A 13,947-nucleotide genomic window follows, 5' to 3' on the forward strand; every position below is an offset into this window, starting at 1 on the left:
ATGGGGCCTTTTCTCTACGAACTGAGTGGTGAACTGCAAATATTGGCGTCGACGTATCGGTTACTTCGTAAATAACGTATAATGCACCAAAATAGTGCAGGAGCAATATTACATGAAAACCGAGCATTTACCCGCCTCCGAATATCTTCTCGATTCTCTCATCAACAGTGTGTTAGTGCTGGATTATGACCTGATTATCCATTATGCCAACCATGCTGCTCTACAAGTTTTAGCCCAAAGCCCACGCAAACTGTATGGCACCCCGCTCCCTTTACTCTTTAATTATTGTTCATTAAATGATGAGCTGATGCTTAACAGCTTAAAAGAGGGGCACAGTTTTACCGAAAATGAAGTCACTCTGGTGGTTAACAGTCATTCTCATATGATGTCTCTTAGTGCTCAACCTCTATCCGACCAATTTATTCTCGTTGAGCTTTCTCAACTGGATAGCCAGCGACGTCTTAGCCAAGAGCTCGCGCAAAATGCCCAACAACTCGCAGCCCGAGAGCTGATTCGAGGGCTCGCCCACGAAATCAAAAATCCCCTTGGTGGATTACGTGGTGCTGCACAACTTTTGTCTAAGGCGCTGCCCGACCCGCAGCTTAATGAATATACCCAAGTGATTATCGAACAAGCGGATCGCTTACGCGCCCTTGTCGATAGATTACTTGGACCACAATATCCCGGCCCCAAAACCGAGCAAAGTATTCATCACAGCGTCGAAAATGTGGTGCGCTTAGTTTCCTTAGAAAAACCGGAGAATATCACCTTAATCCGTGACTATGATCCAAGCCTTCCTGACCTTGAATATTATCCGGATCAGGTAGAACAAGTACTCCTCAACATTACCCGTAATGCGCTGCAAGCGTTATCAGAATCCGGAGGGAATATTACCCTTCGTACCCGCACTGCATTTCAGGTTATGTTACAGGGGGAGCGCTATCGCCTAGCCGCACGAATTGATATTGAAGATAATGGTCCCGGTATTCCACTCACAATCCAAGATACCCTATTTTATCCAATGGTGAGTGGGCGCCCAGATGGAACAGGGCTAGGCCTATCCATTGCCCGTAGTTTGGTGGACCAACATTCAGGGAAAATTGAGTTTACCAGTTGGCCGGGACATACCGAGTTTTCTATTTATTTACCCATCAAAAAATAGGAGATAGCTATGCAGAAGGGAAAAGTTTGGGTTGTTGATGATGACAGTTCTATCCGCTGGGTACTTGAACGAGCATTAAATAATACGCAGCTCACCTGTACCTGCTTTGATAGCACCACAGCGGTACTTACCGCTCTCGAAAATGACTGTCCCGATGTATTGTTATCTGATATTCGCATGCCAGGTATGGATGGATTAGCTTTACTTTCTCAGTTAAAACAGTCCCATCCCCTGCTGCCCATTATTATTATGACAGCACATTCCGATCTCGACGCCGCCGTGAATGCTTACCAATCTGGTGCCTTTGATTATCTCCCAAAACCGTTTGATATTGATGAAACTGTTGCTCTTGTTGAGCGCGCTCTAAATCATAGCCGAGAACAAAACAGCGCAGCTGGCGGTAAACCGCAAGCAACAATAGTATCCTCCACCATGATTGGAGAAGCCCCAGCAATGCAGGAGGTGTACCGTATTATTGGTCGCCTTTCGCGCTCATCAATTAGTGTGTTGATTAATGGAGAATCTGGCACGGGAAAAGAGCTGGTTGCTCACGCGCTACACCAGCATAGTCCTCGAGCAAAAGAGCCGTTTATCGCGCTAAATATGGCCGCTATTCCTAAAGATTTGATTGAATCAGAGCTATTTGGTCATGAAAAAGGCGCGTTTACTGGCGCCTCCCAAGTTCGCCAAGGCCGATTTGAGCAAGCTAATCGCGGCTCATTATTTCTTGATGAAATTGGTGATATGCCCCTTGATGTGCAAACTCGATTATTACGTGTACTTGCTGAAGGGCAATTTTATCGGATCGGCGGATATACTCCTGTGAAGGTCGATGTGCGGATTATTGCCGCAACCCACCAAGACCTAGAAAAACGAGTCAAAGAGGGATTGTTCCGTGAGGATTTATTCCACCGACTGAATGTTATTCGAGTGCAATTACCGCCATTAAGAGAACGTACGGAAGATATTCCACGCCTTGCTCACTACTTTTTACAAAATACCGCCAAAGAACTGGGTGTTGAAAGTAAAATTCTCCATCCCGATAGTCTTAAGATTCTTCAACGTTATCACTGGTCAGGAAACGTTCGTCAATTAGAGAATGTCTGTCGCTGGTTGACCGTTATGGCGGCTAGCCAAGAGGTTTTACCTCAAGACCTACCCGCGGATCTATTTAATAAGCAAGAAATAGTAAAATCGACCAAAACCTCTGAGGTCTCCCCCCAGAACATGGATGAACTCAATGTACCTTGGTTTAAATTGCTCGAACAATGGACAGATGCCTCTCTACAGCAAGGTAAGCAAGATTTATTTAATGAGGCAATGCCATTGCTAGAAAAAACCATGCTGAACTGTGCCCTGAAATATACGCATGGACATAAGCAAGAGGCCGCCCGCTTATTAGGCTGGGGAAGAAATACACTTACCCGTAAATTAAAAGAACTCGATATTGAATAATAGCCCTTATGGGCTATTATTATCTTTATTATAACTTCATAAATAGATCGTCGTTTAATTTTAAGCACCAAAACAATCAAATAAAATAGAATGATATAAATAAAACAAATCAAGTTCAGATTAAAAACAAAATCCAACACCATCATTATAAACACAAAAAGGATATAATATTTATTTTCTTAAATACAAATCAAATTAAGGGAATTAAAAAATGAACAAACAATATATTACGCACATTACCAATGACTCATTTTGACTGCAACAGAATATCCCACCAAATAATTAAAAATTATCAATAAATCATATCAAAACAAAAAATATAAAAATACGAAGTAAATAACTAAAAGTCTTCTAAAATTAATATAGCTCACAACAAAAGAGCCAAATAAATTATTTCAGGAGACGATAATATGAAAAAATACACATTCACAGTATTGATTGCTGGAATAACATTCCTTCCAAACTCTCTAACTTTTGCTGCTGATGGAACCATCGAGTTTATTGGTGATATTATTGATCAAGCTTGTGAAATAAAAACTGAATCAAAAAATATCCAAGTCCAATTAGGACGCATCCCAAAAGCAAACTTACCAAATGTTGGTAGTAAATCTATTCCCGTAAAATTTACGATTACACTCGTTAATTGCCCAGTATCAATAAATAGTGCGACAGTTTCATTCGATGCCACGTCTTTTCCCGGAGATAACTCAGTTATCGCGCTGAAAGCAATACCGAATGCTGCAAGTGGAGTTGGAGTCCAATTAACAGATAATAAAAGTGCCGTCATTACACTACTAACCCCCTCTAATGAGTATCCCATCCTACCAACAGTTGAAAATAGTTTAGATTTTACAGCCAATTATATTGCTAAGGCTATTCCGGTTGTCGCAGGATCAGCCAATGCTTCAGCGACCTTTTTAATTAGCTATAACTAAAACTAGTAGGGTTATACATAACTTGGATGGCAATAATATGAAGAATATTTGCACTTATTTTGTACTTTTTTTTACATTCATCACCACTTGCCATGCAGGAGTCATCATTGGAGGTACACGGGTTATTTATAATGAAGGAAGAAAAGATGCCAGTATTGACATTGAAAATCCAGATAATATCGCCTATTTAATTCAATCATGGATTGATGATGAAAATGGTAAGTCTCAATCAATTTTTTCCATAACTCCACCTTTATTTAAACTACCAAAAGAAAGCACTAATACTTTACGGATATTCTTGACTGAGGATATATTACCTAATAATAGAGAGTCTATTTTTTGGTTAAACATTAAAAACATCCCCTCAGTAAAATTCAAAGAAAATTCATTACAAATCGCATTTAGAACTCAAATGAAACTCATTTATCGACCTCAAATATTAAAAGATGTCGATTTTAATCAAGAGCAGAATAAACTTATATGGTCAAAATCTAGCGATAAACTTACCGCTAAAAACCCAACCCCTTACTATATTAACTTTCAGCGTATAACATTCAATGGTAAGCAACTAAAAAATGTTTCTTATGTTGCACCTTTTTCAACAATCACATTTAGTGTTAATGACTTGATTCAACATGGCGTCGTCAAATGGGAATTAATCAATGATTTTGGTGCAACAACCAAAGCCTCAGAGAGAAAAATATAAACATTTATAATGAAAAATCTACCAATGGAATGTTATTTTTTAGTGCTGTTTTATTCATGCAGCATGACCATTTCATATGCTGAAAATAATTTCAATAACGATAAAAGTCAATCTTATGAGGATGATTCATATTTTGAATCTGATTTTTTAGAAGGGATAAATAAAGACAATATTGACCTATCTCAGTTTGATAATAACCAACAACTAGAGGGGAATTATTTTGTCTATATCTATATTAATAATGATTTCATGACGGCAAAAAAAATAATGTTTAAAAAAGAAAGCGACAATAAACTGCGCCCTTGCTTTTCTGCGGATGATCTTCGCAGTTTTGGTATCAAACTAAAACAATTTCCTGCATTACAGCGGGAGATCAACCACTGCATAAACTTAGCGACCATTCCTGATGCTAAAAGTGATTTTAACTTCAAAACACAACGCCTGTACTTAAGTATTCCACAAATAGCCTTAGAAAAAACACCTCGAGGTTTTATTGATTTAGCCAACATTGATAATGGCATAAATGCGACGTTTCTCAACTACAGTTATAGCGGGTCAAAAAATTACAGTCGTAAACATCAAGGAACCGCAACAGCAAACTATGCGAATTTACGCCCCGGAGTCAATTTAGGTGCTTGGCGTTTACGTAACTATTCTACATGGACTCATAGCGATAATAATGTGAATCAGTGGGATACGGTTTACACCTATGCCTCACGCAATATCAACAGTATCAAAAGCCAGCTCACCCTAGGGGATGGCGTTTCCCCTGCGATGGTTTTTGATACAGTTCCATTTCGTGGGATTCAATTATCGACCGATGATGATATGTACCCTGAAAGCTTACGAGGCTACGCACCAACTGTCAGAGGAATTGCACGCAGTAATGCCCAACTCACTATTCGTCAAAATGGCTATATTATCTACCAAACCGAAGTCCCTGCGGGTGCTTTTGAGATTAATGATCTCTATCCCACAGGCAGTAGCGGTGACTTGTATGTCACAATTAAAGAAACTGACGGAAGTGAACAACATCTCGTTGTTCCTTTTGCTTCACTTCCTATTCTACAAAGGGAAGGCTACCTATTTTACAGTGCAACTAGTGGGCAATACCGTTCTTATGATACCCATGTAGACAAAACTCATTTTACTCAACTTTCTTTAATTTATGGTCTATCTCATGGCGTTACTGCTTATGGTGGTTTGCAATACGCGGATCATTATAATGCTCAATCATTTGGGTTTGGCAAAAATCTAGGGGATTTTGGGGCATTATCTTTAGATATCACTTACGCAAATGCCTCACTCAATGACAATTCAAGCCATCAAGGGCAATCATACCGCTTCCGGTATAACAAAAATCTGAATGATATCGGTACCAATATCGCATTAGCTGGCTATCGCTACTCAACAGATGGTTACTATAGCTTATCGGAAACGTTAAATAGTTATCGAGATACCTACTATTTCCCAGAAATTGAACGGAAGCGAAATCGAGCTGAAACTACTGTAAGTCAAAATCTTGGAGACTCTTATGGTGCAATTTCTGGAAGCTATATTAATGAGGACTATTGGAATAGTCATCGAAAAACCCAATCAGCCAGTTTTAGCTATAACAACAGCTGGAATGCCATCAACTATAGTGCAAATTACACCTACAATAAAAATCGTGACTATTTTTCCTCAACGGACAGTGGCACAAGAGGAAAGATTAACCATCTATTATCGCTATCCATAAATATTCCTTTTAATTTTTTCGACAGTACCGCTTATATCAATATTAATACGACAAATAACAATCGCAGTTCTAGCTCCAGCAATATAGGCATTTCAGCATCGCAACTTAACAATCGTTTAAATTGGAGTATGCAGCAGGGCTTGATTAATGAAAACCATCAAAGCACAGGAAATATTAACGCCTCCTATAAAGGTCAAATGGGGATGGCATCTGGAGGAAGTAGCTACAGTAAAGATGATTACAACTTCTATTATGGTGTAAATGGTAGCTTGGTTGCTCACTCAGGCGGATTAGTTCTTGGACAGCAGCTAGGGGAAACAGCCGCTCTAATAGAGATCCCTGAAACCCCCAATGTATCTATTTTAAATAATGCCGGGGTCAGTACTAATCAACAGGGCTATGCCTTGGTCCCTTATGTTTCTCCTTATCATAAAAACACGCTAAGCATTGATGTTTCAGCACTACCAGATAATACAGAAATTGAACTTACTAGCCGAACCGTTATCCCAAGTCGAGGTGCATTAGTTAAAACTCAGTTTAATGCCAATTTAGGCTATCGAGCTTTTATGACCCTAACTATGGAAAATGGACATCCAGTTCCTTTTGGAGCGCAAGCAGTCTTTGCTGACAATAATCTGATAGATAGCATTGTTGATGATAAAGGAAAGGTATATCTCTCTGGACTCAGTGAACAAGGGGAATTTGATATTCAATTTAACAATCAATTTTTATGTCATGTTAAATATGATTTAACTGGTTTATCTGATTATCTCGGGCTTTATAAAACAGCTGCAACATGCCAATAAAGGAAGACATATGAACCGCACACAGATATTGAAAAAAATATGGCTACCAAGTGGTATATTTCTGTATTCCCAATATACAGCAGCCGCCTGTATTCAAAACCCTAATTTTATGAATCTCATGTTCAATATTCCCCCCCGAGTTTATAACATTCCTTATGATGATATAACGACACGAGATTTAGAAACTATCGTGATTCCGTATGGAACCGGCCCATTGGATACCAATTCACCTAGAGGGCGAGATTGTGGGGTGACTGATTTACATGGGCGATTTATTAATGGCTGGGTTCCGAATGCAAATTCTATAGCGCCCACAAATATTCCCGGTATCAGCATGTCGATTCGAACGGGTTCCGCACTTTGGTTTAACTCTTATGTCCCTGGTAGAAGCACACCAAACTGGAATATCATAGAAACCAGCTGGCATGTCATCATTAAAAAAACAGGCCGAGTTACACAACCGGGAACATTCACTCCGGGAAGGGCTGCTCAGTTATACCAGACCAATACAAAACCCGTGAATTCAACTTGGTATTTAACTACGCTCAATATTCCCAATAATGCCATTACCATTAATACTGTTAGCTGTTCATTAAAAAATCCAACTTATATTATTGATATGGGTGATTGGTATGACTCCCAATTTCAAAACATTGGGGATACCAGTACCTCAGTCAATATTCCTATTACCTTAAGTTGCAAGGCTGGAGCCAATATAAAAGCCACGATTACCAGCAGTGCTGGTTATGAAGACCCTCAAACAGGAAAACTAAAACTCGCAGGTGCAGACCAAGCCAGCGGTATCGCTATCCAACTGCTGGATAAAAATAATAATCCAATCCGTTTGAATAATAAAAATAACTTGCAAGATAATGTCCCTGCTGGGGATTATCTTTTTAATTGGAAAGCCCGTTACATAAAAACAGCTGCACCGGTCATACCGGGTACAGCAAATTCGAATGCCGTTGTTAATATTCGTTATGAATAGGACTCACAGATGAAAGTCATATTCCTAAAGTCATTATTGCTAAGTGGGCTAATAACTTGTTTCGATATCTATTCCGACGAGAATATTAACTTACTGTTTAATGGAAATATAAAAGCAACACCATGCCAGATTGAGCAGACAAACTATATCATTGACCTAAAAACAGTCAATATTGCAAATATCCGTAATAATCAAAAAGCTCCATGGGTCAACTTCAGTATCAATTTAAAAAATTGCCCTCTCAACACCCGTGAATCTGTCATGACTTTAACAGGAGTTCCAGAACCCACAAATTCAGACTATTTTCGTAATAGCGGGTCTGCCACTAACGTTGCTTTAGATTTAGCTTCTGGTTCTAGTCAAATTCGCGTCAAAAATGGCTCTCAAATTACAACGCCGATTAATCAACAAACCCATCGCGCAGAAATCCCATTCTCTGCACGAGTGACCAGCTTAAATACTGCGATGACTGCTGGGTCCTTTCGCAGCCATGTGGAATTTATTTTGACCTATAACTAACAAATTCTTAGTGGTGATCATTTTGAGAATAACGTATTTCTTAACAAGGCTTATTTTTAATGAGAGGTTCATATGAATAACAACCATACAATTTCTGAAATCATTGGGCATAAAATAAAATTTATTCGTGAACGAAAAAAATTACCCTTGCAAGAAGTTGCAGATGCAGTAGGTATTGATGAAATGCAACAGATTCGTTATGAAAAGGGGCAGTCTCGGATCCCAATTGATAAATTGAAACAATATGCTGACTATTTTGGCATTAACATGGTCACTTTTTTTATTTTTACTGAAGTTGAAAAGAAAAAAATTCGTGAACATGTCAAAAAAACAGAGAAATTTATTAGTTAACAAAATAAAAATAGAGCGGTACAGTCTATTTTAGAACGTGCACTAATGATTAATCTTATTTCAACATTGAAATAAGACAACAAAACACAATTATTATCCGGAACATTTTCATATACCATCTTATTTAGACCATTGATTTTCAAAAATCAACAATCATAAAAAATTCATCTAAGAACATTAAATCCCATAAATCTCTCATAACGTGTAATTATGCACAAAGTATTAATCAAATGTAAATATTAATATTTAATATTTATTTTTAATTAATGATTAAATGCAAATTATTAATATATTTGTTTATCGGAATTTTTCATTAAAAAATCCAACCTCTATGGTGAAATAGTAACAAAACAAGCCAATAAAAAACAATTTAATTATAATTAAATCTAAAAAACCAAAAACTTGTTTAAAGTTAAAATAAAAGACAAAATATCCATCAATTGAGTTAATCATTATTTCAATGAAGCTCAATTTATCAAATATAAATATCTCTTGGAGAAAATGAATGAAAAAGAATTTACTGGCATCATTAATTGCTGCATCTTCTATCTTTGCTGTAAATAGTGCATTAGCGGCAGATGGAACAATTGATTTCACGGGCGAGATCACTGACCAAGCATGTGAATTGGCATCAGGTTCTGATGCACTAAAAGTTAATTTAGGTAAAGTCTCTAAAAAAGCATTACCAAGTGCAGGAAGCACTGCAGCTGCAACTAAATTTACGATTAAATTAATTAATTGCCCAACAACGGTAACCTCTGCATCCGTTAAATTTGATGCAACCTCTTACCCTAATGATGACTCAGTTATTGAGCTTAAAGATGCCGGACAATCAGGCGTTGCTAAAGGCGTTGGTATCCAAATCACTGATGATGTAAACACAGTTATCCCTCTGTTCACCGCATCTAAAGCTTACCCACTAAAAGATGGCGTTGAAAATAATTTAGATTTCAGAGCTCGTTATATCGCTCAAACCGACAGTGTTGATGTCGGTTTAGCAAACGCTAATGCAACATTTACAATTAATTATAACTAATTAGCTATTAAGGTTTAAAAGGAATTAAACCTTAGTATTTATTCAATGGTGGTAATATGAAATTTATTGTTTATTCCCTTGTTACTTTATTTACAATAATTAATACGGCTTATGCAGGTGTTATTATTGGTGGAACTCGTGTTATTTATCCAGAGGGAAGTAAAGATGTAAGTATTTCTGTTGAGAACCCAGATAAGATTCCTTACTTAATCCAATCCTGGATTGATGGTATTGATGAAAAAAAACAATCTGATTTCACTATCACACCACCATTATTTAGATTAAACCCTGAAAAAACCAATGCATTGAGAATTTTTTTAACTGAGAACAAGCTCCCTACAGATAAAGAATCTTTATTCTGGTTAAATATAAAAACCATTCCTGCAACTGAACGTACTGAAAATTCATTACAGATTGCATTTAAAACTCAGATGAAATTAATTTATCGTCCTACAACGTTTAAAAATGTCAATTTTGAAGAAGAACAGAATAAGTTAACTTGGACAAAATCAGGAAAAAAACTTTCAGTTAAGAATCCAACACCTTATTACATGAATTTTCAGAGCGTCACTTTTAATGGTAAAAAAATTAATGATGTTTCCTACGCTGCACCATTAACAACGACAACATTTGAAGTTAATGATACCGCAACAAAAGGTACTGTTAAATGGGAAGTTATTAATGATTACGGCGCGGCCGAAAAAGCATCAGAAATAAAAATATAGACGATATAATTATTAGGTTACTTCTCAATGAAAATAAATAAAATATGCTTTGGCCTATTTTTATATTTAGGCTATACGGTATCATTGTATGCAGAAAAAAATACAGATAATAATGTCTATTTTGATCCGGATTTTTTAGAGCTTCCCAATAAAGATGCGGTTGATTTAACTCAGTTTGAAAATAACGAACAATTAGCAGGAAGTTACTATGTTGATATTTATGTTAATAGTAACCTAATTGGTGCCAAAAAATTAAATTTTGATAAAAACAACCAAAATAAACTAATTCCCTGTTTATCTCTGACAGATCTGAATGATTTCGGCGTAAAAACGACTGAATATCCAGAGCTACAAAGTGCAAGCAATGGTTGTGTGAATTTAGCCGTAATTCCTGACGCCACAAGTAGCTTTGAGTTTGATTCACAGCGGCTGTATTTAAGTATTCCTCAAATTGCATTAGACAAAAACCCGCGAGGCTATGTCAATTTAGCGGATATTGATAATGGAATTAATGCACTAATGCTGAATTACAGCTACAGCGGTTCTAAAAATTATGACCGCAAGAAAGGCGGCTCCGATAGCACCTCAAATTATGTGAATTTAAGACCTGGTTTAAATATCGGCGCTTGGCGTCTACGTAACTATACCACTTGGTCAAGCAGTGATAACCAATCTAGCAAATGGGATACCGTGTATACCTATGCTTCACGTGGCATTAATAGCATTAAAAGCCAGTTAACGCTTGGAGACAGTGTATCTCCATCGATGGTCTTTGATAGCGTACCGTTTCGTGGCGCTCAGTTAGCGACTGATGATGATATGTATCCAGAAAGTTTACGCGGTTACGCGCCGGTTGTTCGCGGAATTGCGCGCAGTAACGCACAAATTACTATTCGACAGAATGGCTATACGATTTACCAGACAGAAGTGGCCGCCGGTCCATTTGAAATCAATGATTTGTACCCTACAGGTGCCAGTGGTGACCTACATGTCACAATTAAAGAATCTAACGGTAGTGAGCAATACCAAATTGTTCCTTTTGCTTCTTTACCTGTATTACAGCGTGAGGGTTATTTATCCTACAGTGTAACGGGCGGGCAATATCGCGCCTATGATAGCCATGTAGATAAAACTCACTTTGGGCAATTTACACTTATTTATGGTCTTCCTTATGGGATCACCGCTTTCGGCGGAAGCCAGATCAGTGAAAACTACCAATCTTATTCTATTGGAGCAGGGCAAAACCTTGGACAATTTGGGGCGCTTTCTATTGACGTCACTCATGCGAGCTCAAAATTTACGGATGATACCAAAGAGCAAGGGCAATCTTACCGCTTCCGTTATAACAAAAACTTGAATGATATCGGAACCAATATCGCCTTAGCCGGATACCGTTATTCCACCAAAGGGTTTTACAGCTTATCGGAAGTTTTTGATACTTTTCGAGATACTCTCTATACCCCGGAAATTGAACGACGCCGTAACCGTGGTGAAATTACACTCAGCCAAAACTTAGGTGAAAATTACGGTTCTCTTTCAATAGGCTATGTAAATGAAGATTATTGGAATAGTGATAAGAAAACTCAATCGGCAACACTCGGGTATAGCAATAGCTGGCGAGGCATCAGTTATGGGATTAATTACACTTATAACCGTGATACCAGTACGTATGCCTACAATGGGAATAACCAAGGTCAAAATGAAGATGATCATCAACTGGCATTGAACGTCAGTATTCCAATTAACCTGTTTGATAGTACTTTTTACTACAACCTCAACACCAATAGCAGCAGTAACGGTCCTAACTCTGGAAATATGGGGCTTTCCGCAAGCCAATTGGATAATCGCTTAAACTGGAGTCTCCAGCAAGGTTATACCACCCAAGGGCAAGGATCGTCGGGCAATATGAATGCCACATATAAAGGACAATATGGCGAGGTTTCTGGAGGAAGCAGTTACGGTAAAGATAATTACAATCTCTATTATGGAACTAATGGCAGCTTAGTTGCTCATTCAGGTGGCATTGTGCTTGGGCAACAATTAGGTGAAACAGCAGCCATTGTGGATATTCCAGAAGCTGGCGATGTACCTATTCTGAACCAAGCTGGCGTAGTGACCAATAATCAAGGCTATGCTTTAGTGCCTTATGTTACCGCATACCGTAAAAATGCGATTGATATCGACACTTCAGCCCTACCTGATAATACAGAAATGGAGTTAACCAGCCAAACCGTTGCACCTAGCCGCGGGGCGTTAGTGAAAGCCAGCTTTGCCGCCAATGTGGGCTATCGCGCCATGATGGAGCTTAAATTTGCTGATGGAAAACCGGTACCATTTGGCGCTCAAGCCATCTTTAAAGATAACAATCAATTAAATGGCATGGTCGGTAATGACGGTGAAATTTACTTATCCGGTTTAGCCGAAAGTGGCAGTTTTATTATCCAATATAACGATAAACAACAGTGTCAGGTGAATTATAACTTGGCGGGTGTATCGAACTATTTGGGGCTATATAAAACAGCTGCGGTTTGTCAATAGGCGGAATAAAAATGAAAAAATCTATATATTACTTTTTATCTGTATTATGGACGTCATTGTTCTATACAGAATACTCCATTGCCGCATGTACACAAAACCCATTAAATAATCAAATAAGGTATATACCAAATGACACCATATATTTGCAATATGATAATTTAATAACCAATAATACTGTATTGAGATCCCACACTGTAACAGGATTCAGTTCCGGATATGGTTTTGCAGTTAAAGGACAAGAAGATTGTGGTGGGTACATTGATAAATACTTTACTAATGGATGGTCTGTAAGTTCAAATAATACGGCTCCTACCAATATATCAGGGATTGGAATTCGAGTGCGTTTCAATGGAGGATATTTTCCTGAACGCTCATCAACCGCAAGCACAAGCTGGGGTTATGCTGGAGCAACTAACTGGACTATCGATATTGTTAAAACAGGTATGGTTTCATTGTCCGGAACCATCCGTAGTGGAAATGTGGCCGTTTTATCTCAATACAATACAACGCCAAGAACTCGATTTATCGCCAATACACTTAGATTTCAAAGTAGTTATCGAATTAATGTACTCAGTTGCTCATTAAAAAACAGTCAGTCTGTTTATAATATTGAACTCGGCGATTGGTATGATACCCAATTTGCAAATATTGGAGATACCAGCACCTCAGTCGATATTCCCATTGCATTAACCTGCATGGCAGGGGCTAATATTAAAACAACCGTGACCAGTTCTGCGGGCTACGTTGATCTCAACACAGGAAAATTAGCATTATCCGGTGCCGATAAAGCGACCGGAGTAGCGATTCAATTATTAGATAAAAACAATGTACCTGTAAAACTTAACACTAAAAATAGTTTACAAAATAGCGTGCCTGCCGGTGATTATATGTTTAATTGGAAGGCACGTTATATTAAAACGGCAGATAAAATCACGCCCGGAAGTGCAAACTCAACTGCCACTGTCAATATTCGCTATGAATAGGAAAA

12 protein-coding genes are annotated in these 13,947 nt (G+C 38.0%); all 12 read left to right on the forward strand.

Annotated elements, in window-relative coordinates:
• The first annotated feature begins 112 nt into the window (after window positions 1–112).
• Window positions 113–1,162, forward strand: a complete 1,050-nt coding sequence (gene glnL, locus PROVRUST_RS05730; RefSeq protein ID WP_006813784.1) for a nitrogen regulation protein NR(II) — start codon at window positions 113–115, stop codon at window positions 1,160–1,162.
• Window positions 1,163–1,171: 9 nt separating this feature from the next.
• Window positions 1,172–2,617: a nitrogen regulation protein NR(I) gene (gene glnG / locus PROVRUST_RS05735; protein WP_006813785.1), complete on the forward strand. Its 1,446-nt coding sequence runs from the start codon at window positions 1,172–1,174 to the stop codon at window positions 2,615–2,617.
• A 410-nt stretch (window positions 2,618–3,027) separates the two neighbouring features.
• The gene (locus PROVRUST_RS05740) at window positions 3,028–3,552 is read left to right on the forward strand and encodes a fimbrial protein (protein WP_006813786.1); all 525 of its coding nucleotides are present in this window, start codon (window positions 3,028–3,030) and stop codon (window positions 3,550–3,552) included.
• A gap of 37 nt (window positions 3,553–3,589) precedes the next feature.
• Window positions 3,590–4,258, forward strand: coding sequence for a fimbrial biogenesis chaperone (locus tag PROVRUST_RS05745; protein WP_006813787.1), 669 nt, complete (start codon window positions 3,590–3,592; stop codon window positions 4,256–4,258).
• A gap of 9 nt (window positions 4,259–4,267) precedes the next feature.
• Complete coding sequence (locus tag PROVRUST_RS05750; RefSeq protein ID WP_112835959.1) at window positions 4,268–6,802, forward strand: fimbria/pilus outer membrane usher protein; 2,535 nt, start codon at window positions 4,268–4,270, stop codon at window positions 6,800–6,802.
• Between the two features lie 10 nt (window positions 6,803–6,812).
• Complete coding sequence (locus PROVRUST_RS05755) at window positions 6,813–7,790, forward strand: fimbrial protein (RefSeq protein ID WP_006813789.1); 978 nt, start codon at window positions 6,813–6,815, stop codon at window positions 7,788–7,790.
• Between the two features lie 9 nt (window positions 7,791–7,799).
• The gene (locus PROVRUST_RS05760; RefSeq protein WP_006813790.1) at window positions 7,800–8,309 is read left to right on the forward strand and encodes a fimbrial protein; all 510 of its coding nucleotides are present in this window, start codon (window positions 7,800–7,802) and stop codon (window positions 8,307–8,309) included.
• A gap of 72 nt (window positions 8,310–8,381) precedes the next feature.
• Window positions 8,382–8,660, forward strand: a complete 279-nt coding sequence (locus PROVRUST_RS05765; RefSeq protein WP_006813791.1) for a helix-turn-helix domain-containing protein — start codon at window positions 8,382–8,384, stop codon at window positions 8,658–8,660.
• A 505-nt stretch (window positions 8,661–9,165) separates the two neighbouring features.
• On the forward strand, window positions 9,166–9,696 hold the full coding sequence (locus PROVRUST_RS05770) for a fimbrial protein (RefSeq protein ID WP_006813793.1): 531 nt from the start codon (window positions 9,166–9,168) through the stop codon (window positions 9,694–9,696).
• A 56-nt stretch (window positions 9,697–9,752) separates the two neighbouring features.
• The gene (locus tag PROVRUST_RS05775; protein ID WP_006813794.1) at window positions 9,753–10,421 is read left to right on the forward strand and encodes a fimbrial biogenesis chaperone; all 669 of its coding nucleotides are present in this window, start codon (window positions 9,753–9,755) and stop codon (window positions 10,419–10,421) included.
• Window positions 10,422–10,448: 27 nt separating this feature from the next.
• Window positions 10,449–12,959, forward strand: coding sequence for a fimbria/pilus outer membrane usher protein (locus PROVRUST_RS05780; protein WP_006813795.1), 2,511 nt, complete (start codon window positions 10,449–10,451; stop codon window positions 12,957–12,959).
• An 11-nt stretch (window positions 12,960–12,970) separates the two neighbouring features.
• Window positions 12,971–13,942, forward strand: coding sequence for a fimbrial protein (locus tag PROVRUST_RS05785; protein ID WP_006813796.1), 972 nt, complete (start codon window positions 12,971–12,973; stop codon window positions 13,940–13,942).
• Window positions 13,943–13,947: the final 5 nt, after the last annotated feature.

Source organism: Providencia rustigianii DSM 4541, from assembly GCF_000156395.1.
Classification (GTDB): domain Bacteria; phylum Pseudomonadota; class Gammaproteobacteria; order Enterobacterales; family Enterobacteriaceae; genus Providencia; species Providencia rustigianii.

Excerpts from the sequence above, each read along its gene's own strand:
- glnL (WP_006813784.1), top strand. The coding sequence starts at position 113 with ATGAAAACCGAGCATTTACCCGCCTCCGAATATCTTCTCGATTCTCTC.
- glnG (WP_006813785.1), top strand. The coding sequence starts at position 1,172 with ATGCAGAAGGGAAAAGTTTGGGTTGTTGATGATGACAGTTCTATCCGC.
- PROVRUST_RS05740 (WP_006813786.1), top strand. The coding sequence starts at position 3,028 with ATGAAAAAATACACATTCACAGTATTGATTGCTGGAATAACATTCCTT.
- PROVRUST_RS05745 (WP_006813787.1), top strand. The coding sequence starts at position 3,590 with ATGAAGAATATTTGCACTTATTTTGTACTTTTTTTTACATTCATCACC.
- PROVRUST_RS05750 (WP_112835959.1), top strand. The coding sequence starts at position 4,268 with ATGAAAAATCTACCAATGGAATGTTATTTTTTAGTGCTGTTTTATTCA.
- PROVRUST_RS05755 (WP_006813789.1), top strand. The coding sequence starts at position 6,813 with ATGAACCGCACACAGATATTGAAAAAAATATGGCTACCAAGTGGTATA.
- PROVRUST_RS05760 (WP_006813790.1), top strand. The coding sequence starts at position 7,800 with ATGAAAGTCATATTCCTAAAGTCATTATTGCTAAGTGGGCTAATAACT.
- PROVRUST_RS05765 (WP_006813791.1), top strand. The coding sequence starts at position 8,382 with ATGAATAACAACCATACAATTTCTGAAATCATTGGGCATAAAATAAAA.
- PROVRUST_RS05770 (WP_006813793.1), top strand. The coding sequence starts at position 9,166 with ATGAAAAAGAATTTACTGGCATCATTAATTGCTGCATCTTCTATCTTT.
- PROVRUST_RS05775 (WP_006813794.1), top strand. The coding sequence starts at position 9,753 with ATGAAATTTATTGTTTATTCCCTTGTTACTTTATTTACAATAATTAAT.
- PROVRUST_RS05780 (WP_006813795.1), top strand. The coding sequence starts at position 10,449 with ATGAAAATAAATAAAATATGCTTTGGCCTATTTTTATATTTAGGCTAT.
- PROVRUST_RS05785 (WP_006813796.1), top strand. The coding sequence starts at position 12,971 with ATGAAAAAATCTATATATTACTTTTTATCTGTATTATGGACGTCATTG.